This is a genomic window from Streptomyces sp. GDS52 (assembly GCF_052246875.1).
GTDB lineage: Bacteria > Actinomycetota > Actinomycetes > Streptomycetales > Streptomycetaceae > Streptomyces > Streptomyces cathayae.
In genome coordinates this window covers 5,329,163-5,350,336 of sequence record NZ_CM125966.1, presented here as the reverse complement: position 1 = coordinate 5,350,336, position 21,174 = coordinate 5,329,163, and the positions used below count along the sequence as shown (strand labels likewise).

Below are 21,174 nucleotides of genomic sequence, written 5' to 3'. Positions count from 1 at the left end.
CGCACGCCGGCGGTGGCCTCCTCGAGCACCACCGGGTGTCCGGTGCCGCTGAGCGACGGCGGTCCGGTTCGGTCAGGCGTACGGTTCGGGGACCGGGAGCCGGTAGTACCCGTCCTCGGGGGACTCGACCAGCCGGGACGGTCCGAGCAGTTCCCTCAGCGAGGCGATCCGGGTCGGCAGGGCGGTGCGCAGCGACGCCCGGTGCGCGTGCAGGATCTCCTCGACGATCTGGTCGGCGCGCAGGGTCCGGCCCGGCTGCCGGGCCAGCACGGCCAGGATGTCGAACTCGTCGTCGGGCAGTTCGGTCGGGGCACCGTCGACCAGGACGGCCCGCTCCCGCAGGTCGACGCGTACGCGCCCGGCCAGCAACAGGTCTGTCGGCGGTTCCTCGAAGGGCTCGTCGGGGACGGCTGCGGCGGGGGCGGTTCCGGAGCCGGTGGTGGCGGGCTCGGCGAGCCGGCCACGGCGCAGCACCGCCCTGGCCCGGGCCAGCAGTTCGGCCAGGTTGTAGGGCTTGACGAGGTGGTCGTCCGCGCCCAGGTCGAGCGCTCGCACGCAGGACAGGTGGTCCCCGCGCGCGGTGGTCACCAGGATCGGGACCGTGCTGGCGGCCCGCATCGCGCCGCACAGCCCGAAGCCGTCGCAGTCGGGGAGGGCGAGGTCGAGCAGGACGACGTCCGGGCGGGCCCGGTCCAGCAATTCGAGCGCGGCCCTGCCGGTGGACGCGCACACCGCCTGCAGACCCTGTTCCTCCAGAGCTGCTCCGAGAGCCGCCGACACCCGTTCGTTGGCCTCAACGACCAGTAGTTTCACATCGTCCTCGTTCTTGGGTGGCTCTGGCGTGCTCGGCATTCTGAGACGTTCGACGTTCTGAAGCGTTCAGCGTCCTGAGGTCTGGCGCTGCCGTGATCGTGTGCGCGTCTCGCCCCATCCGCTCCCCGCTCCCTGCTGGTCCGAGCGGATGTGGTCGGGGAGCACCCTCGGCGGCCAGCTGCCGATGCTGAACATGCCCATCGAGTACGCCTTCGCCGCCAGTGCCGTCCGGTTGGGCACCTGGAACTGCCGCAGCAGCATGCCGACGTGGTACTCGATGCCCTGCCGGCTGAGGAACAGCTTGGCCGCCAGGCGTACGGTCGGATCACCCGCCGCCACGCCTTCCAGGACCTTCGCGCTGAGCGGGGCCAGCTTCCCCTGCGAGCCGTCGTGCGCCTCGCGGTCGACGGCTGTTTCCTCCGGCGTGAACTGCACCACGATCATCTCGACCCGGCCCGCGCCGTCGGTCACCGGGAACGCGGTGATCCTGCCGGAGACCGTGTTGCCGTAGACGGACAGGACGACGGGGTGTCCGACGAGACGAGTCCGGTGTCCCTGCACGAGCCGGCCGAACTGATGCAGTACGTGCTGTCGCACACTCGGGTGCAGGAACTCCACGAACTCACGCCCGCGCAGTTCGTCCGCCCGCTGGGCGCACCGGGGCATCACGGGACTGTTGACGGAACGCACCCGCAGATTCAGATCGAGAATGGCGAGAGCGATTCCGGAGCGCTCGAAAAGCGAAAGGAACGCATCACGGTACTTCTCGCTTCCGATTTCCGCGTCAAACAGCGAAGAATCTATTTCATGCACCGTTTCGGTGGAATACGGACTTTTCCCGGGCGGGGCGGCATGTGCCTCCGCCATCCGGAGGAGCCCGCCCACCGTGCTGATCTTTGCGTGGGCCATGTAAGCCTTTCCCTCCCTCTCTCGAATTTTTCACTGGCTGCGAGCCAGCCTACGGAGCACGGGCGTTGACGTGCAATGGAATCCGGAACCCCCGTGAAAGACTGTGGTCACCGCCCCGCGGGTTCGGAGAGACCGTCGTGACAGGGTGCGGGAAGCGGTGGGAAACGTCCCCGGACACCGCTCGGCCACCTCTGGCCATCTGCGGATTACCGGCATTTCCACCCACATTTTCCATGGCCGGACGGGACCAATCCGGCTTACCGGCGAGTAGCCCGTTCGGTGCACCGATCGGGCACCGGTCACCGGGCACCGGTCCCGACACGGGCCCTCGCCCCGGCATCCCTACCCACGCCGGCACCCCGGCTACCGGATCACAGTCGTTCAGCGAGCACGCCCGAACCGAAGACCGCCTTTCCGGCCATGCGGCGCACCGCCGGAACCAGTCCGGCCCTGCCGTCCACGTCCAGCCGGTGGTACAGCCTGGTGAGGCTCTTCTCCACGGCCCGCCGGGTGACTCCGAGCGCCTCGGCGGTGTCCTGGTTGGTGTGGCCCAGGGCCACCAGGGAGGCGACCCGCCACTCGGTTTCGCTGAGCACTCCGCCGGCCACCGGTACGCCTCCGCACGGCGGCGCACCGTGCGGGGACGGCGGTTGCGGGGCGATCCAGCGCCGCAGCACCGCCCCGCCCGTCGCCTCGGCGATCCGGTCCGCCTCGGCGAGGATCTCGTCGGAGCCCGGCCGTCCGGCGTCCCGCATCCGGTTTCCGTACGCCGTCAACGACCGCCCCAGCTCCAGGTGGTTGGAGCTCTCCCTGAGCACGGCGACGGACTCGGCCAGCAGGGACAGCGCGTAGCGGCCGCGCACCACGGTGCCCCACATGCGCAGGATCCGGCCGAGTGCGGCCGGAGCCCCGAAGTGCCGTGCCCGGTCACAGGCCCGGGCGAGGAGCCGGAGCGCGCCCTCCGGGTCGCCGAGGCGGAGCAGCAGGGGCGCGCACCACACGTCGACCGGGAACAGGGTCCGGTTGCCCCAGCCCGCCGCCTCGGCGCGGCGGGCGGCGTCCTGCAGATCGGCCGCGAGGGCGGGCAGTTCACGCTCCGCGGTCAGCGGGATCTGCAGCACCCGCAGGGCGAGCCCGCACACCGGCTGCCCGGCGCCCTGCCCCTGGGCCAGCCGGTCGCGCAGCCGCTCCGCCAGCCAGGTGTCACCCGTCTCGACCGCCACGGACGTCAGGCTGAGCACCGTCAGCCAGTCGTGGTCCCCCAGCGAGTCCCCTGCCGGGTCCCGCGCCGGGCCGGGAACTGTCGCGCAGGCCTCCCGCGCGTCCGCCCGGGCGTCGGCGGGCCGGCCGGCGTGCACGGCGGTGAGCGCGCGCCGGCTCAGCACGGCCGTGCGCAGCCGCCGGTCGTCGCGCTGCCGCGCCGTCTCGAGCGCCGTGTCCAGCCAGCAGCGCGCCGGTTCACTCGCCTCCGCGACGGCCGCGCAGGCGATCGTCAGCGCGGACGCGCCGTACTCCGAGGCGGCCGACGCCGGTTCGTGCTCCAGCAGCCACCGCGTGCGGTCGGCGACCTCGGTGGCGGGCAGCCGGCCGCCGAGGACGCCCGCGAAGACGAGGACCGTCATGAGTTCCCGCCGGGCCGCGGTACCGGGACCGGGAACCGGCCCGGGGGCGAGGGTTCGCAGCCGCTGGACGGCGGCGGCCCGGGCCGCCGGGTCGCCCAGCCGCGACAGCCGCACGCGGGCTTCCAGCCGCAGCCCGAGCTCCGCCGCCTCCGACGTCTCCGGCCTCTCCGACATCGCGGATGTCGCGGATGTCGCGGATGTCGCTGACATAACTGTCATCGCTGATGGCTCCGGCGCTTTCGGGGCGGCCCGGGTCACCGGGTCGGCCGTCGGCACCATCGGCTCGGTGCGCCCCGCCCCGGCCTGTTCCAGCATCTCCGACGCCGCGTGCGGGGCGGAGAGGAACAGCGTGAGCGGCACCCGGGCCACGACCGCGGCGCGTTCGGGGACCGCCTCCAGCAGGGGAAGCGCCTGGCCGACGTGGCGCAGCATCGCGGAGGTGTCGGCGTTCTGTTCCACGTCGGCGAGGGCGGCCAGCAGGTCGCCGCGCTGGGCACTGTCGGACGGGAACTCCCGCAGGGCCCGGCGCAGACAGCGGATCGCGAGCGCGTCGTCGCCACCGCGCCACACTTCGTGGGCGGTCTCCCGCATCACCCGTGCGGCCTCGGGCCAGTCGCCGGGGCCGACCTCCATGAAATGGGGGACGAGCCGCTCGGCCGGTGCACCCGAGTCATGGAGCAGTTCGGCAGCCCGGCGGTGCAGCCGGTCGCGTTCGGCGAGCGAGATCCCCTCCTCGGCGGCTTCCCGTACGCAGTCCCACAGGACGGGAGGTGTCCAGCGGTCGGCGGCCCAGCCGAGTCCGATCAGCGCTCTGGCCGCCGCGTCCCCTTCGGCCGGGTCCAGATCCGCCAGCCGGGCGAGGATGTGCGTCTCGGCCTCCCCGCCGAGGAGCGCCGCGCAGGCGGCGAGCCGGCCGACGGACTCCGGGTGACCGGTCAGGGCCGCGGCGACACGGGACCGCAGGCTCCAGGGCGCGGGCTGGGCACGGGCGGTGTCGAGCAGGCGTGCGGAGGCACCGCGCCCCGCACGCTCCAGCCGCTCCAGCCGCTGCAACAGGGAGATGATCAGCGTCGGGTTGCCGCCGGTGGCGTGGCTCCAGGCATGGGCCTGGTCGTCGGCGAGCACGATGCCGTGTTCCCCGAGCAGGGCGCGTATCCCCTCCGTGCCGAGCGGTCCCATCCGGATCACCTGGTCGGCGGCCGACAGGATCTCCTGCACACCCGGCGTCTCGGTGGCGAACTCCCCCTCGCACACGGCGACCGCCATGAGCAGCGGGCCCGGCCCCGGGTCGGCGAGCAACGCGGTCAGCCGGGTCAGGGCCGGCTCCCCCGCCCGCTGCAGGTCGTCGACGAGCAGCACGACCGGACGGCCGGCGGTTTCCGGACGGGCCGGACCGGGGCGGCCGAGGGGCAGGCCCTGTTCCAGTCGGCTGCCCCGCGCTCGCCGTACGACGAAGTCGTGCTGTTCCGCGTGGACCGCGACCGCGTCGAGGAAGGCGGAACGCCCCATGCCCGGAGTTCCGGTGACCGCAATGAGCATGCTGCCGCCGGTTTGCGCACTGTTCATCATCCGTTGGACCGTGTCGAGATGCTCTATCCGCTCCAGAAGCCGCACGGAGCCTCCATTCATCAGCGGAACCGGTCAAGTACGGTCCACTCCAGGCCGGTTGACCCCAGCGAGCCGCCTGGACACAAAGGCCCGGCGCCCTCAACAAAAAGTCACAGCACTGTCATATCGTAATGATTATGAGTTCGAGACGATCAGAGTCGGCGCATCCGATTCCCTCGGTTCCCTCGGCCCCCTCGGTCCCCTCGGTCTCCGCCTCCCGTTCCCACCCGCTCGGAACGGGCACCGCCGCCGTGTCGGCCGCCGCGCCGCGCGGGCCCTCCACCTGCCCGGTCCGTGGCGAGCACCGCGGCGCACGCTGCGTGGTGATGCTGGGCTCCCCCGGCCGTGGCTCGGTGGACGCCATCGCCCGCCATGTCAGTGTCACGTACGGACGGGAGGCGAACGTACGGCGTGTGGGCTGCCGGCGTGAGGCGGCCGGCACGGAGCACGCCGTGCTGCGACGCCTGCTCGGTGCCTCGCCGTCGGGTCACGAAGTCCGTTACGCGACGCACTCGTTGGTCTGCGGGCTGCTGGCGCGCGGGCCACTCGTCCTCGCCATCGGCGATGCGCAGTGGTGCGACGAGGGCACGCTCCGCTTCATCGACCAGCTGATGCGCGCCACCTACCGGCAGCCGCTGACCGTTCTGCTGCACCTGCCCCCCGGACTGCCGGGGCCCGCCGCGGCGACGTTCCACGAACTGGCGACGCGGGACTACTGCACGGTCATCGACGCCGCGGGCCTCCGGCCCGCCGACACCGCCCGGCCGGCCTCCGACGACCTGGCCGAACTCGCCCTGCGCGAACCCCGGTTGCTTGAGGTCGCCCTGGCGGCGGCGGCCCTCGGCAGCACCGACCCGGACCTCGTCGGTGCCCTGGCCGGGCTCCCGTCCAAGACGACGGGCCGGCTCCTGGAGGAGGCCGGGGCCCGCGGTCTGCTCCCCGGCCCCCTGCCGGCCCACGGCACCCCCTCGCTGCTGGACACCCTGCCCGAGGCCGAGCGGGAGCGCCTGCGCGCCCAGGCCGCCGAGATCCTCAACGACGCGGCCAGACCCGCCGAACAGGTGGCCGACCTGCTGCTCGAGCAGAGCACGCTGGACCGCTCCTGGATGCGTGCCGTCCTCAGGGAGGCGGCGGCAGCCGCCCGGCACGACCGCCCGGCTGCCGCGGTGTCCTACCTGACGCGGCTCCACGCCGCCGACGCCGACGATGCCGCCGTCCGCATGGACCTCGCCACCGCACTGATCGACATCGATCCCCTGGCTGCCCGTAAGCACCTCGCCCACCTCGCCGGGACGCCCCCCGGCACGGGTGATCCACTGCTCCGGGCCCACGCCGCCGACCTGCTCCGGCTCACCTCCCTCATGGTGCACGACTCCCCCGACACCCCCGCCGCGCTCGACGCGCTGCTGCGTGAACCGGACCCCGGCCGTCAGGACGGCCCGCCGACCGGGCGGGCACGACGGGCCCTGGCCGCCGCCCCCACGGTCTCTGCGGTCTCTGATGCCGCTGCGATTCCTGACACCTCTGCGGTCCCTGAGGTTTCTCCGGTCTCCTCGATCCCCGTCGCCCTCACTCCGCCCACCCCCTCCACCGTCCCGGTCCTCACCGACCACCCGACCGAGCGCATGGTGCTCGCCGTCCGCGCGCTGCGCACCGCGCTGACCGCCTCCGGGCCGGATGCGCGGGAGACGGCGGTCGCCGACGCCCGTCAGGTCCTCTGGTCCGGACGGCCGCACACCGCCTGGGCCAGGGTCGCCGCGGCGCGGGTCCTCGCACTGGCCGACGACACCGCGACCGCACTCGACCAGTTGCAGCGGACCGTCGCCGACAGCGCCGAACGTGAGGAGACGTGGGCCGAGTGCCACGCCGCTTCGGCGCGGGCCCTGGTGCTGCTCGAGTCGGGCCGGGCGGCCGAGGCCGCCGAGGCGGCGTCGGCCGCGTCCCGTCTCTCCGAGGCGGAGGGCACCTCGGGGCGGAGCCGGCTGGCGTCGATCACCCTCGCCCACGCCCTGGTCGCCCGGGGCGACCTCGACCGGGCGCAGGAGGTACTGCTCCGGCTCGACGGCCGTCGGCTCGACGACTGCGTCTGGGAGCACCACCACCGCCTGACGGCCCTGGCCCTGGTCGAGCGTGGCCGCGGCCGGCCCGAGCAGGCCCTGCGTCTGTTCGAGCAGTGCGGGGCCGGTCTCGCCGCCGCCGGTGTGGGCAACCCGGTGTTCAGCCTCTGGTGGGTGCACAGCACCGAGTTGCTCATGCGGCTGGGACAGCCGGGCGCCGCCGCCCAACGGGCCGATTTCGGACGTCAGTTGGCCGAACGATGGCCGACGGCCCGCAGCACGGGGCTGAGTCTGCTGGCCCGGGGCGTGTCGGCCGACCCGGCCGGCTGCGTCGAACTGCTCACCGAGAGCGCCCGGATCCTGGCCCAGAGCTCCGACCGGCAGTCCCACGCCCTCGCCGAACTCCGTCTCGGCAAAGCCCTGTTGCACCGGTCGGACCGGGGTGCGCCCGCCCGCCTGCGCGCGGCGCTGGCGACCGCCGCGCGGTACGGCCTGGCCTCCGTCGCCGAACAGGCGCGGTACGCGCTTCGCTCGGCGGAGGGCCGGCACACCCTGGCGGCGCTCAGCCACGCCGAACGTCCCGTGGCGGAACTGGCGGCGGCCGGAAAGTCGAACCGGGCGATCGCGGACGCCCTGCACCTGACGGTACGCACGGTCGAGTACCACCTGACGAACGTGTACCGGAAGCTCGGCATCCCCGGGCGGGCCGGCCTCGCGAGGTGGTTCCCGGCGCACGGACCGCAGCCTGCCGAGGCGCGAGCGCCCGGCGGGACACGGTGAACCGGCCGCTCCGGCCACCGCGTTCACCCCGCGCACCCGACGGGCTCCTGGAACGGGCCGGGGAGCGGGCCACGTTGGAGCGGGCCGTACGCCAGGTCGCGGACGGCGGGACGGCGACCGTCCTCGTGCGTGGCCGCCCGGGCACCGGACGCAGCGCCCTGCTCGCCGAGGGCGCGGCCCTCGCCCGGCAGGCCGGCCTGCACGTCCTCACGGCCCCCGGACAGGACGGACCCGCCTCGGTCAGCGGCCCGTCGGCCCTGTTCACCGACGACACCCGGAGCACATCGAAGGGGCCCGCTTCCCCCACCGGCCGCCCGGAACCGCGACCCGCGTTGTGGGTGCTCGTCGAGGGCTCCGAGGGCTCCGAGCACTCTGCGGGCTCCGGCCCGGCGCCGCTCGGCGCACAGGCCGATCCCGCATACGAGTTGTTGCTGCGCCCGCTGACCGAGCACGCCGTACGGACGCTGCTCGCACGGGCGTACGGCGAGGAGGCGGCCGACTCGCTCCTGCCGGCCGCGACCGCCTCGACCGGCGGCAACCCGGCGGTCCTGTGCGCCGCGCTCCGGCGACGGCCCGGCCCGCCCCCCGACGCCGCCGAATTCGCCGCGCTCGCCGACCGGACGGGCCGGCACCATCTGCGGACCGTACTGGCGCGAGCGTCCGCGCGGGCGTCCGCACTCGTCACGGCGAGCGCGGTGGCGGCGGGGCACTTCTCGTTCCGCCAGGTCTGCGGGCTGGCCGGGATCTCCGTGCCGGACGGCGAGCAGGCGCGTACGGAGCCGGCCGTCACCGGTCTGCTCGACTCCGCCGCCGCAGGGCCCCGGCTGTACGACCCGCTGGTGGCCGAGCGGGCCCTCGGCCTCCTGGACGGTGACCGGCGCCGTGAACTCCACGAGCGTGCCGCGCGGTTGGCGCACCGCGAGGGTTTCCCGCAGGACGTGCTCGGCCGGCTGGCCGCACGGACCTCGCTGGACGAACCCTGGGTCCCCGGCGCGCTCCACGCAGCGGGGGTGGCCGCGCGCCGGTCCGGCGACGACGACGCGGCGGTGGTGTTCTTCGAACGGTCGTTGGACCACGGAGCGGACGGCGGGCTGCGCACGGACGTCCTGCTGGAACTGGCGAAGGCCCAGTCCTCGCGGCGGCCGGTGGCGGCCGAGCGCGGATTCCGGCGGATCCTGCGGGAGACCGACGTCCCGGACCGGTCCGGGGCCCTGCTGTTCGCCGCCGACGTGCTGGCGCTGCGCGCCGGGGACGACGCGGCGGCGGCGCTCGGCGCGGCGGCGGCGCGGGCGACGTCGGAGGCCGAGCGGCGTACGCTGCGCGGCCTGCACGCGCTGGCCGCGGAGACCCGTCCACCCGGACCGGCGCCGGACGCCCTGTCCCCCGGCCCGCGGGACGGCCGGGGGACGCCGGAGTTCGACGCGACCCGGGCCGCGGCCGGGGCCTGGCGGCACTGTCTGGCCGGGCAGAAGATCGACGAGGCCCGCCGACTGGCCGGGAGCGTGCTGATCCGGGCGGGAAACGGGCTGTTCACTCCCCGGCTGTTCGCCGCGCGCGTGCTCGCCGTCGCCGAGGACGTGGCGCTGGCCCGGTCCGGGCTGCAGCGGATCACGGCCGAGGCGCGACGGCACAGGGTGAGCCCCGTGACCGGTCAGGCACTGCTAGGGCTTGCGGAACTCGCCTTGCGTACGGGCGAGTTGGAGCAGGCAAGGGAGCGGCTGGCAGAGGCGGTCGCCGAGGTGCCCAGGCACCACTGGCATCCGCGGGCGCTGCCGGGACTGACCGCGGTGGAGGCACTCGTCGCCCTGGAGTCCGGCCGGACGGACCTGGCGGAGTCGGTCCTGGCGCGGTCGGCCCGGACGGAGGTCCCGCCGGACCGCACCGGGTACGGTCTGGGCCCTGCCCGCCTGCTGTTCGCCCGGGGCGTCCTCTGCCTGCGCACCGGCCGGACCTCCGAGGCGAGGGCGCAGTTGCGCGAGTGCGGCCGGATGCTGCGGCCCCTCGGCTGTGTGAACCCCGCCGTCATTCCCTGGCGTTCGCATCTCGCCATGGCGGAGGCGGCCTGCGCGGCCCCGCAGGCGGCGGAGCGCCTGGTGGTCGAGAGCCTCACGGCGGCCCGGGCCTGGGGCGCGCCGGGCGCGGTCGGCGCCGTCCACCTCTGGGCGGGGCCGGCCCTCCCCGACCGTACGGCGCTCGGGCACCTACGGACCGCGGTACGTCTGCTCGCCGGCATGCCGACCCGGAGACTGTACGCGCGGGCGATGGTCGCGCTGGCCTCCGCCCTGCTCGACACCGGCCGGTCGGCGGAGGCACGGAGCCTGCTCGACGAGGCGGTCAGACGGGGCCGGCCGTTCCCGCTCACCGAGGAGGTCGCCGCCCGGCTCGCCGCCCAGCCCGGCTCGAACCGGGCCCGGCTGAGTCCGGCCCAGCTGCGGGTCGCCCTGCTGGCGGCGGAGGGCCGGTCGAACACGGCGATCGCCAAGGAACTGTCGGTCGGCGTCCGCACCGTCGAACTCCACCTGACGCACACCTACCGCGCCCTGGGCATCAACGGCCGCCCCGACCTCACGGTGGCGCTGGGCCACCCGTGAGCAAGGCCCTACGCGCCCAGGGCCTCCCCCGGGCCCGTCCCCACGAGCCCCTCGCGCAGGGCGACCGCGGCGGCCTGGGTGCGGTTGGGGCAGTCGAGCTTGGCCAGCACGAGCGCGACGGTGCGCTTGGCGACATGCTCGGACACCTCGAGGGCCTGCCCGATCTGCCGGTTGCTGAGCCCCTCGACCAGCAGTTCCAGCACCCGGCTCTCCCGCTCGGTGAGCTGCCGCCGCGGAAACCGGTTCCGCGGCCCGGCGGCACCCCGGGCGGGCGGGACGGGCCGGGAGGGCCGGGGGGCCGCCACCGTCCGCCCGGCCGGCACCGCCGGCCGGATCCCCTCGGCCGCCTTCCGCAGGGCCTCGTCGAGCCCCTCGCCGGTCAGGGCGTCCTGGTCGAGGATCCCGTCACAGGGCACGACCGCGCCGGACGCGGCGCGCCGCACCTCGGCACCGGGCAGCACCAGCAGGACCCGGACCCCGTTGCGGCGGACGACCTCCGCCAGTCCGGCGGCCCACGCGTCCTCGCCCTCCCCGGCGCCGTTCACACACCAGAGCACCAGCACGTCGCAGGAGAGGATGAGTAGTTGGACGGCGTCCTCGGGCGAGGCCGTCGTGAACTCCTCGGGGCGGAAGACGGTGGTCTGCTTCACGTGGGCCGCTTCCTCCAGCACGGCTGCGAGCCCACTGCGCGCGACGGCACCCCGCGCCACGACCGCGACCCTGACCGATCCCTGGTTCATCCAGCGCCCCTGTCCCTCCGTCGACCGGCTCCCCCACCGAGCCTCCGTCGCACAATCCCAGCGATTATGTCCCGGCGGGGTGCGGTTTTGCGCCACCGCGAGGGTTGCAGTAGTCAGACGATCCAGTCACCACTCCGCGACATACGGTCATTCCGCCCCCTTCCCCGCACCCCACCCACAAGATCTCGGCCATACGCGCCCCTGCTCGCCCACCACGCCCCGGGAACACACCCGAGCCGAAAAGCCGAAGATCACCGGTAACCCGCTTTACGGGCAGAAGAAGCCGGATCGACTGATCCGGACCAGCATCGCGAGCATGACCACCGGACGGGGCCCGTTGACAGAACACGGGCAAGATCACACAATCGTCACCATGACCACGTACTGGTTCGTCAGGATGTCGGTGGCGCTGCGCGTCCCGGACCGAACCGGCTGCGAGCGCTCCGGCCGATAGCCGACCGCACCCTCTGACTTCAGGCCCGGCCCCTCACCGCCCGGGCCGCTCCCCGTCTTCCCGGCCGACGGCCCCGCACCACCCCTTTCCCGGGTCACCCCGGCAATCCATCCCGCACACCCGCGCACGGCGGGTGTGCCCCTCGGCGTACGCGACGCCGGGACGGCCCGTGCTCCGCGCCCCGACACGGCCGACCCGTCCCCTCCCCACGACCCGACATGACCCGACCCGTTCGAACCCCGTACCCCGTACCCCGTGTACAGAGGAAGGACATCCCATGACCGTCACGAACACCGCACCGCCCGCCACCCTCCGTGAGGCACGCATCCCCGGAGACGGCCTCTACGAGGGCCAGCGCGTCCTGCGCCGGGTGCCCGAGGGGTGGGAGGAGCGGCCCTACGAACTGTTCGAACTCGAGCCCCAGGCGCGCACGATCGGCGCCGAGATCAGAGGGGTCGACCTGTCCCGCCCGCTCGGCCCCGAGCTGCGCGCCGAACTCCACCGGGCCCTGCTGGAGTGGAAGGTGCTGTTCTTCCGCGGCCAGCACCTCGCCTCCGACCGGCAGCGTGCCTTCGCACGCCACTGGGGCGAGCTGGAGACCAACCCGCTGCTCGCCGCCGGTTCCAGCGAGGACGTCGTCCGCTTCGACAAGGGCAGCGGCTCCACTCCGACGTTCGAGAACGTCTGGCACGCCGACGTCACCTTCCGCGAGCGGCCGGCGCTCGGTGCCGTCCTCCAGTTGCGCGAGGTGCCGCCGGCCGGCGGCGACACCCTGTGGGCCGACATGGCCGCCGCCTACGACAACCTCCCCCAGGACGTGAAGGACCGCATCGACGGCGCCCGCGCCGTGCACGACTTCATCCCCGGTTTCGCACGCTTCTACGGGCCCGAACGGCTCGCGCCGCACCAGGAGCACTTCCCGCCCGTGGAGCACCCCGTCGTGCGCACCCACCCCGATACCGGGCGGCGCATGCTGTTCGTGAACGTCTCCTTCACCACCCGGATCACCGGCATGCCCCTCGAGGGGAGCGACCGACTGCTGCGCTACCTCTTCCAGCAGGCGCACATCCCCGAGTACCAGGTCCGCTTCCGCTGGCAGCCCGGCGACGTGGCGTTCTGGGACAACCGCGCCACCCAGCACTACGCCGTCAACGACTACGGCACCCACCACCGAGTCGCCGAACGCGTCGCCATCGCAGGTGACCGCCCCTTCTGACACCCCGGCACACGGCCGTGCAGGGACCTGACCCCGCACGGCCGACGGGGGGCCGGGCAGCCGTCACCGCGAGGGCGTGGAACAGGTCGGCGGTCCCAGTGAGTTCATCACCAAAACCGATCTCGCCCTGCGGACGTGGCTCAAGCCGCCGAGCCGCGTCCATCCGCCGACGCTTCCTCCGGCTGATGACCTCCGTGCGGGGTGAAGGTGAAAGCCGACGTGTCACGATCCAGGCCGATGGTCAGTGCCGCGTCCAGAGCCTTGGCCAGACGGGTGAGCAGCGGCAGAGTCGGTACGGAGTCTCCGCCCTCGATGTCGGAGATCTGCGGCTGAGTCATCTCCGCCCGCCGCGCCGGCTCGGCCTGCGACAGGCCGAGCGCGGTACGCCGGTCATCAACAGCCTGGCCGAGGGCGAAGGCACACCCGGCTTCGACATAGGCGGCGGATTCCTCGACCGTCTCCCCCAGAAGCTTCCTGGTCCGGCGGGTCTTCCACTCGGAGTGGTTCATGGCTTCTCTTCCTCCGTCCGGCTTGGCGCAAGCCTCGATTTCTTCGGTCTCAAGATCTACGGCCACGGCAAGTGGCGAGATGAGCTCTCCAGAACGCTTGCTCGGCTCCCAGGAGTAGGCAGATGGACAGCGCGCCCCTGGTCCGCCATGCTGCCCGGGCGATGATGCGCCAGTGCCGGCTGCATCGGGTGAGGGGTGGGAACTGATGGAGCAATCGCAGGCCGGGGCTGTACCGCCCGAGCGCATCCGCTACCGGTTGACGCGCCTCCAACGTGTGCTGCCTGCGCTGCCCGGCATCGTCAGCCCCATGGTCCTCCAGGTCCTGTTCTGGTTGGACGGGGACCCGTTTGATCCTGTACTGGTCTCAGTACTCACCCTGCCGCTCGGGATGCTGATCATCTTGCGGCCCTTCGGGGTCACTCTCACTCAGTCGGCGGCCATCGTGCACAACCTCCGCCACCGGACCATCCCGTGGTCGAACGTCCAAGCCATCCGGATGGAGTCATTCTTCGGAACCCGGACCGTCGTGATCTACGAAGCGGGCGGCCGCCGTACCCGGCTGCGGGCGCCGAACACCGGGTTCCTCAGCTGGGATCGCAGGTTCGAGGAGAAGTTCCACACCATCGGTAGATGGTGGATGCACCACCGCGGCCCGTACTGGGCTCCTGTTCCGCCGCCAGGGGCACAGTGGGGTGGCCCACCGGCGTCCGACAGGAACCCTTACGCACCTCCCGCGTAGTCGGCAGCCGATCCCCGCACCCTCCGGGTGGCGGACAATGACTGGGTCGAGCCGCGGGGCGCCGCCCATGGGTTGGAACAGCGCCTGTGCCGGACACAGAGACAGGATGCAACTGCTGGCTGAACGCCGACGCCGGTCGCGTCCCTTACGGCACTTCGCTGCTGCACAACGCTCGTGCTGCCGACGGCACCTTGAGCCGAATCGGACGACGGAGAGAAGGGAGCACACGTGCAGCAAGACTCAGTGCTGGCCATCGGGGGTGCCTGGTTTCTCCTCGGTGGCCTGATATTCACCTTCAACCCCCTGAGTTTGGCGGAGAAGTACATCAAGTTCACAAAACCCCTGAGTGGTCCACGTATCACAAAACGCCTGGGTGGCCCACGTGTCACGGTCAGTGACCTTTACATCGCCCGCAGGGTGGGAACGGTGCTTCTCCCTGTCGGCTGCGGGATGCTCGTTGTGTGGGTGTTGCCGACACTAGGGGTGGACAGGAGCGCGCTCGCACCCCTGATTCCCCTGGCGGGCCTGGGCCTCTTCGTCCTCGTCGGCTCCACCCTCTACCTGATTTACCGGGCTTCGTCACGTGGTGATGAGCAGCGCCCAGGGCCCCGACCGTAGAAAGCGGCCAGGACGCTTCGCAGCATCGAGCGCCGCAGGAGTCCGATCCGTCTTCCCCTGAGGAAGGGTCAGCCGCTGATGTCAGGCGTCAGGGCCCCTCTGGACGACGAGCCGGTCGGCTAGTCACCCACCCGTCGCTCACGCTTGCGTGCCTCCCGGCGTTCCCGGGCCTGTCTGTTGTCTTCCTTGATGGCCTGGATCTCTTGCCGGACACGGAGAGCGAAGTAGCGAGTGAGTATTGCGACCAGTATGGCGAGGCACACGCCGCCGATCACCAACGAAGATACCGATGTCGTGTCGCGAAGGCCCACCCACGCCGTGACGCCCAGATAGCCGATACCGACCTTGGTGAGCTCGCGCTTCACGTCTCCTCCGGGGGCGGTCCGTCTCTTGCCGGAGACCGGAGCCTAACGTTCGCGTTCGTACCCCCGCGCGAAACCTTCGGAATCTCCCCACCCGCCTCCGCCCACCACTCACCCCGGCTCCCATCCCGCGCACGCCGCTACGAGCCCGCACTCGGCGACGGCGCCCCCTCCCATCCCGGTGTCGGCCGATCCTCCGCCGGAGGCATCGTCTTTGACTGCGGGTCGCTCTCTGCGGTGCTCGCCTCATGGCCTCCGGCCCTGCCCACATGGGGGCACGCGTCGGCGCAGCGCAGACGGCCCGCTCGTGACCGAGCGGCTGCTGTTCACCCGTCTCGATGGAGCGGGTGCGGTTCGGCGCACCGACTTCAACGACCGCACGGGGAAGCCCGCTCTCGTCACGGCTGGGGTGATCCCCGCGCCGCAGTCGGGTGAGAGCCCGTCACCGGGCCGCCCGCGAACACGGCATGCACGCCCTCAGGCACTTCTACGCCTCGGTCCTGCCGGACGTCGGCGAGAACGTCAAAGCACTGAGTCACTGTCTCGGACACAACGATCCGGGGTTCACGCTCCGGGTCTGCCCGCACCTCATGCCGAGTAGCGACGCTCGGGCCCGGAAAGCCGTGGACGGCCTCTACGAGGGCGCCGCTCCTGCGCTGGACGGCCCAGAGGCGGCCCTGGGCCAGTGAGACGCGATGGGGCCGACGGTCCGCGACCGTCGGCCCCATCCGCCGAATCAGCGGGAAGCCCGCTCTGAACTGCGCTTACAACACCGGCAGGTTCTTGCGCAGTTCGAACGCGGTGACCTCGGAGCGGTACTCCTCCCACTCCTGCTTCTTGTTGCGCAGGAAGAAGTCGAAGACGTGTTCGCCGAGGGTCTCGGCGACCAGGTCGCTGCGTTCCATCAGGGTGAGGGACTCGCCGAGGTTCTGCGGGAGGGGTTCGATGCCGAGGGCGCGGCGTTCGGCGTCGGAGAGGGCCCAGACGTCGTCCTCGGCGCCGGGCGGGAGTTCGTAGCTCTCCTCCACGCCCTTCAAGCCTGCGGCCAGGAGGAGCGCGTAGGTCAGGTACGGGTTGGCGCCGGAGTCGATCGAGCGGACCTCGACGCGGGCCGAGCCGGTCTTGCCGGGCTTGTACATGGGGACGCGCACCAGGGCCGAACGGTTGTTGTGGCCCCAGCAGATGTACGAGGGGGCCTCGCCGCCGGCGCCCGCGGTGCGCTCGGAACCGCCCCAGATGCGCTTGTAGGAGTTGACCCACTGGTTGGTGACCGCGGAGACCTCCGCCGCGTGCTTCAGCAGGCCCGCGATGAAGGAGCGGCCGATCTTGGAGAGCTGGTACTCCGCGCCCGACTCGTAGAAGGCGTTGCGGTCGCCCTCGAAGAGGGAGAGGTGGGTGTGCATGCCGCTGCCCGGGTGCTCCGAGAACGGCTTCGGCATGAACGTGGCCTGCACGCCCTGTTCCAGCGCCACCTGCTTCATGACCAGGCGGAACGTCATGATGTTGTCGGCCGTGGAGAGCGCGTCCGCGTAGCGCAGGTCGATCTCCTGCTGGCCGGGGGCGCCCTCGTGGTGGGAGAACTCCACCGAGATGCCCATCGACTCCAGCATCGTGATGGCCTGGCGGCGGAAGTCCTGGCCGACGTTCTGCGGCGTGTGGTCGAAGTAGCCGGAGTTGTCGGCGGGGGTCGGGCGGCTGCCGTCGAGCGGCTTGTCCTTCAGCAGGAAGAACTCGATCTCGGGGTGGGTGTAGAAGGTGAAGCCCATGTCGGAGGTGCGGGCCAGGGCGCGCTTGAGGACGTAGCGCGGGTCGGCGAAGGACGGGGAGCCGTCCGGCATGAGGATGTCGCAGAACATGCGGGCCGTGCCGGGCGCCTCGGCACGCCAGGGCAGGATCTGGAACGTCGACGGGTCCGGCTTGGCGATCATGTCGGACTCGTACACCCGGGCGAAGCCCTCGATCGCCGAGCCGTCGAAGCCGATGCCCTCGTCGAAGGCCTGCTCCAGCTCGGCCGGGGCCACGGCCACGGACTTCAGGAAGCCCAGCACGTCCGTGAACCACAGCCGTACGAACCGGATGTCGCGCTCCTCCAACGTCCGGAGCACGAACTCCTGCTGCTTGTCCATCTTCCGCTTCCCCATCATCGCCGGTCGGACCGCCTTTTCTGTGCCTCGACGGATGGCCTCCTCGGGCTGCGGTCGGGCAGTCGGGCCATCCCACCACATCCGGGTTTCACCCATGTTGCCGACCATGATCGTCCGACGGCTCCGTGGTTCCTCGCGCCCATGGTTCCTCGCGCCCGCTGTCCATCTTGCCCGTTCGGGCCGGTCCGCGTAACGGCGGGCACCGCCCCGGTACCCGGCGACGCACCACAGTCGGCGCGTCGCCTTTTAGCAGGGTCCCCACGGGCGGCTCAACCCCACCCCCCTTAATTGGTATTTCAGATGCAAGTTTTAATGGGTGGCGCAGGCAGTCGAGAACGAGGAGACCTGATGCTGTCCGAGCAGTCCGCCGTCACCGTCCGTGCCACGCTCCCCGCCGTCGGAGGGGCCCTCGGCGAGATAACCGAGCGCTTCTACGCCGGGATGTTCGCCGCCCGCCCCGAACTGCTGCGCGACCTGTTCAACCGCGGCAACCAGGCCGCGGGCACCCAGCGCGAGGCCCTCGCCGGTTCCATCGCGGCCTTCGCCACGCATCTGCTGGACCACCCCGATGACCGGCCCGACGCGATGCTGCAGCGCATCGCGCACAAGCACGCCTCCCTCGGCGTCACCCCGGACCAGTACGCCATCGTCCACGAGCACCTGTTCGCCGCCATCGCGGAGGTTCTGGGCGAGGCCGTCACCCCCGAGGTCGCGGCCGCCTGGGAGGAGGTCTACTGGCTGATGGCGAACGCCCTCGTCGCCGTCGAGAAGCGGCTCTACGAGGAGCAGGGCGGCCCGAGCTGGCGTGCCTGGGAGGTCGTCGAGCGGGTCACCGAGACCGCCGACGTCGCCTCCTTCCGGCTGCGCCCGGTCGACGGGGGCCCGGTGCGGGACTTCCGCCCGGGCCAGTACGTCTCCGTCCGCGTCGCCCTCGAGGACGGCGCCCGGCAGATCCGCCAGTACAGCCTGTCGGGGGCGCCCGGTCCGGACGAGCGGCAGTTCAGCGTCAAGCGCGTGCACGACGAGGACGGTACGCCCGAGGGTGAGGTCTCCGGCCACCTCCACGCGCGGGTGCGGGTCGGTGACGTCCTGGAACTGTCGGAGGCGTACGGCGATCTCGTCCTCGACGCCGAGCCGGGCACCCCCCTCCTGCTGGCCTCGGCGGGGATCGGGGTCACCCCGATGACCGCGATGCTGGCGCACCTCGCCGACGGCGGGCACGCGGCTCCGGTCACCGTCGTGCACGGCGACCGCTCCCCCGCCGACCACGCCCTGCGCGCCGACCACGAGGGGTACGCGGCCAAGCTGGCGGACTCCACCGTGCGCTTCTGGTACGAGCAGGACGCCCCGGCCGGCGCCGCCACCGGCTACGTCGACCTCACGGACGTACCGGTGGCGCCGGGCACGCGCGCGTACCTGTGCGGTCCGCTGCCCTTCATGCGGACGGTGCGGGAGCAGCTGATCGGCAAGGGCGTCGCCCCGGCCGACATCCACTACGAGGTGTTCGGACCGGACCTGTGGCTGGCCAAGCAGGGCTGAGCACGCCCGAGGGGAGCTGACGGGCGTGCCACCGGGTGGACGGGGGGCGTCCACCGGACAGGCAGGCTCAAGGCGCCCGGGAGATCTGCAGCAGGAGCGGGCCCGTCGGGCTCGCGGCGAGGTCCGCCACCGTGAGCGGGTCCAGTGAGGCGAAGAACGCCTCCTGGGCCCGCCGCAGCGCGCCCCGCAGGCGGCAGTCGGAACGGAGCGGGCAGGCCGCGAGGGCCGAGGTGCCCTCGCAGTCGACCACGTCGTCCTCCCCCTCGAAGGCGCGGACCACGGTGCCCACCGAGGCGGTGCGGCCCCGCTCCGTGAGGGCCAGGCCGCCGCCCCGGCCGCGCCGGGCCGTGAGCAGTCCCATGTGCTGGAGCTCGGCGACGACCTTGGCGGCATGGGTGTAGGGCACGTCGACGGCCGCCGCGACATCGCGCGTCGTCGGGTTGGAGTCGCCTGCCACCACGAGGCGCATCAGGACCCGCAGGGCGAGGTCGGTGGAGCGCAGCAGCCTCATACCGGGCAGGGTAGGTAATGCACATTCGGCATTCAAATTATCCGACGGGATTTCTTGTGGAGTTTTCGGGCGGGGTCCGTGGCCGCCCCGGCGTGACCTCCCACCCCATCGCGTCGGTTTGACGATTACACTGGGCCGCGTGCCTCAACTACGTCTCGCCCTGAATCAGATCGACTCGCGCGTCGGCGACCTCACCGGCAACGCCGAGGCGATCGTCCGCTGGACCCGGCACTCCGCCGAACAGGGAGCCCACCTCGTGGCGTTCCCGGAGATGGCGCTGACCGGGTATCCCGTCGAGGACCTCGCCCTGAGGTCGTCCTTCGTGGCGGCCTCCCGCGCGGCCCTGCGCTCCCTGGCCGCGCGGCTCGCCGACGAGGGGTTCGGGGAACTGCCCGTCCTCGTCGGCTACCTCGACCGCAGCGACACCGACCGGCCGAAGTACGGCCGGCCCGCCGGTGCGCCGCGCAACGCGGCGGCCGTGCTGTACGGCGGTGACGTGGTGCTGGGCTTCGCCAAGCACCACCTGCCCAACTACGGCGTCTTCGACGAGTTCCGGTACTTCGTGCCCGGCGAGACCCTGCCCGTGCTGCGGCTGCACGGCGTGGACGTCACCTTCGCCATCTGTGAGGACCTGTGGCAGGACGGCGGGCGGGTGCCGGCCGCCCGGTCGGCGCGGGCCGGGCTGCTCCTGTCGGTCAACGCCTCGCCGTACGAGCGGAACAAGGACGACACCCGGCTCGAGCTCGTGCGCAAGCGGGCCCAGGAGGCGGGGTGCACGACGGCCTACCTCGCGATGACCGGCGGGCAGGACGACCTCGTCTTCGACGGGGACTCGATCGTCGTCGACCAGGGCGGTGAGGTCGTGGCGCGCGCACCGCAGTTCGCCGAGGAGTGCGTGGTGCTGGACCTCGACCTGCCGGCGGCCGCCGCCGACGCGCCCGCGTCCGGCGAGGTCGTCGACGACGGGCTGCGGATCGACCGCGTCGTCCTGTCCGAGGCGCCGCTGCCCGCCTACCCGGCGGAGCGGAAGGGGACGCGGGCCGAGCCGCTCGACGACGACGAGGAGGTGTACTCCGCGCTGGTCACGGGTCTTCGCGCGTACGTCGGGAAGAACGGGTTCGAGTCCGTGCTGATCGGGCTGTCCGGGGGCATCGACTCGGCGCTCGTCGCCGCGATCGCCTGCGACGCGGTGGGCGCGGAGCACGTGTACGGCGTCTCGATGCCGTCCAGGTACTCCTCGGACCACTCCAGGGACGACGCGGCGGAGCTGGCGCGGCGGACCGGGCTGCACTACCGGACGGTCGCCATCGAGCCGATGTTCGACGCGTACATGGGGGCGCTGGGGCTGTCCGGGCTGGCGGAGGAGAACCTGCAGTCCAGGCTGCGCGGGACGACGCTCATGGCGATCTCCAACCAGGAGGGCCAGATCGTGCTGGCGCCGGGCAACAAGTCGGAGCTGGCCGTCGGTTACTCGACGCTGTACGGGGACTCGGTGGGGGCGTACGGGCCCATCAAGGACGTGTACAAGACGTCGGTGTTCCGGCTCGCCGAGTGGCGGAACCGGGCGGCGCGGGAGCGGGGGCAGACGCCTCCGATCCCGGAGAACTCGATCACGAAGCCGCCCAGTGCCGAGCTGCGGCCGGACCAGGTCGACACGGACTCGCTGCCGGACTACCCGGTGCTCGACGCGATCCTCGAGCTGTACGTCGACCGGGACCGCGGGGCGGACGAGATCGTCGCGGGCGGGTTCGACGCGGAGCTGGTGCACAAGACGCTGCGGATGGTCGACCGGGCCGAGTACAAGCGGCGGCAGTACCCGCCGGGGACGAAGATCTCCCCGAAGGGCTTCGGCAAGGACCGCCGGCTGCCGATCACGAGCGGCTGGCGGGATTGACGTCCTCTCCTGCCCGAGGGCAGGAGATTCCGGTCGGTACCGCTTCGCGGTACCACCTCGGGTTCCTG

Annotated in this window: 15 protein-coding genes; 7 read left to right on the top strand and 8 right to left on the bottom strand. The window is 72.3% G+C overall.

Annotated elements, in window-relative coordinates; translation table 11 throughout:
* Positions 1-72: 72 nt before the first annotated feature.
* The 3 genes from ACTWJ9_RS24400 to ACTWJ9_RS24390 all read right to left on the bottom strand — a co-directional run bounded on the left by ACTWJ9_RS24400 (position 73) and on the right by ACTWJ9_RS24390 (position 4,853).
* Complete coding sequence (locus ACTWJ9_RS24400; protein WP_387037673.1) at positions 73-852, bottom strand: response regulator transcription factor; 780 nt, start codon at positions 850-852, stop codon at positions 73-75.
* A gap of 27 nt (positions 853-879) precedes the next feature.
* The gene (locus ACTWJ9_RS24395) at positions 880-1,722 is read right to left on the bottom strand and encodes a PAS domain-containing protein (protein WP_387037675.1); all 843 of its coding nucleotides are present in this window, start codon (positions 1,720-1,722) and stop codon (positions 880-882) included.
* A gap of 371 nt (positions 1,723-2,093) precedes the next feature.
* The gene (locus ACTWJ9_RS24390) at positions 2,094-4,853 is read right to left on the bottom strand and encodes a LuxR C-terminal-related transcriptional regulator (RefSeq protein ID WP_443294781.1); all 2,760 of its coding nucleotides are present in this window, start codon (positions 4,851-4,853) and stop codon (positions 2,094-2,096) included.
* A 425-nt stretch (positions 4,854-5,278) separates the two neighbouring features.
* Here ACTWJ9_RS24390 and ACTWJ9_RS24385 point away from each other — a divergent pair, with 425 nt between their 5' ends.
* Together ACTWJ9_RS24385 and ACTWJ9_RS24380 are read left to right on the top strand one after the other, a co-directional pair.
* Complete coding sequence (locus ACTWJ9_RS24385) at positions 5,279-7,789, top strand: helix-turn-helix transcriptional regulator (RefSeq protein ID WP_443294779.1); 2,511 nt, start codon at positions 5,279-5,281, stop codon at positions 7,787-7,789.
* Complete coding sequence (locus ACTWJ9_RS24380; RefSeq protein ID WP_443294778.1) at positions 7,786-10,380, top strand: LuxR C-terminal-related transcriptional regulator; 2,595 nt, start codon at positions 7,786-7,788, stop codon at positions 10,378-10,380. The genes ACTWJ9_RS24385 and ACTWJ9_RS24380 overlap by 4 nt, the downstream gene beginning before the upstream one ends.
* 8 nt (positions 10,381-10,388) lie before the next feature.
* Here the strand turns inward: ACTWJ9_RS24380 and ACTWJ9_RS24375 are convergent, their stop codons facing one another.
* Complete coding sequence (locus tag ACTWJ9_RS24375) at positions 10,389-11,120, bottom strand: helix-turn-helix transcriptional regulator (RefSeq protein ID WP_279336395.1); 732 nt, start codon at positions 11,118-11,120, stop codon at positions 10,389-10,391.
* A gap of 731 nt (positions 11,121-11,851) precedes the next feature.
* Here ACTWJ9_RS24375 and ACTWJ9_RS24370 point away from each other — a divergent pair.
* Complete coding sequence (locus ACTWJ9_RS24370) at positions 11,852-12,790, top strand: TauD/TfdA dioxygenase family protein (protein WP_443294777.1); 939 nt, start codon at positions 11,852-11,854, stop codon at positions 12,788-12,790.
* Positions 12,791-12,930: 140 nt separating this feature from the next.
* Here the strand turns inward: ACTWJ9_RS24370 and ACTWJ9_RS24365 are convergent, their stop codons facing one another.
* Entirely contained in the window at positions 12,931-13,299 is a 369-nt protein-coding gene (locus ACTWJ9_RS24365; protein WP_443294776.1) for a helix-turn-helix domain-containing protein, read from the bottom strand.
* Between the two features lie 205 nt (positions 13,300-13,504).
* On the opposite strand from ACTWJ9_RS24365, the gene ACTWJ9_RS24360 reads away from it, so the two are divergent.
* Entirely contained in the window at positions 13,505-14,038 is a 534-nt protein-coding gene (locus ACTWJ9_RS24360; RefSeq protein ID WP_279336392.1) for a hypothetical protein, read from the top strand.
* Positions 14,039-14,775: 737 nt separating this feature from the next.
* Here ACTWJ9_RS24360 and ACTWJ9_RS24355 read toward each other — a convergent pair.
* Entirely contained in the window at positions 14,776-15,021 is a 246-nt protein-coding gene (locus tag ACTWJ9_RS24355; protein WP_279336391.1) for a hypothetical protein, read from the bottom strand.
* A gap of 464 nt (positions 15,022-15,485) precedes the next feature.
* Between ACTWJ9_RS24355 and ACTWJ9_RS24350 the strand changes: the two genes are divergently transcribed.
* Positions 15,486-15,707, top strand: coding sequence for an integrase (locus ACTWJ9_RS24350; protein ID WP_387041096.1), 222 nt, complete (start codon positions 15,486-15,488; stop codon positions 15,705-15,707).
* 75 nt (positions 15,708-15,782) lie between these two features.
* Here the strand turns inward: ACTWJ9_RS24350 and ACTWJ9_RS24345 are convergent, their stop codons facing one another.
* Entirely contained in the window at positions 15,783-17,144 is a 1,362-nt protein-coding gene (locus tag ACTWJ9_RS24345) for a glutamine synthetase family protein (RefSeq protein WP_279336390.1), read from the bottom strand.
* Positions 17,145-17,510: 366 nt separating this feature from the next.
* On the opposite strand from ACTWJ9_RS24345, the gene ACTWJ9_RS24340 reads away from it, so the two are divergent.
* Entirely contained in the window at positions 17,511-18,701 is a 1,191-nt protein-coding gene (locus ACTWJ9_RS24340) for a globin domain-containing protein (protein WP_387041102.1), read from the top strand.
* A gap of 67 nt (positions 18,702-18,768) precedes the next feature.
* Here ACTWJ9_RS24340 and ACTWJ9_RS24335 read toward each other — a convergent pair whose 3' ends face one another.
* Entirely contained in the window at positions 18,769-19,212 is a 444-nt protein-coding gene (locus ACTWJ9_RS24335; protein WP_388701894.1) for an RrF2 family transcriptional regulator, read from the bottom strand.
* A 139-nt stretch (positions 19,213-19,351) separates the two neighbouring features.
* On the opposite strand from ACTWJ9_RS24335, the gene ACTWJ9_RS24330 reads away from it, so the two are divergent.
* A complete protein-coding gene (locus ACTWJ9_RS24330) occupies positions 19,352-21,106 on the top strand; it encodes an NAD+ synthase (RefSeq protein ID WP_443294775.1) in 1,755 nt (584 codons plus the stop codon).
* Positions 21,107-21,174: the final 68 nt, after the last annotated feature.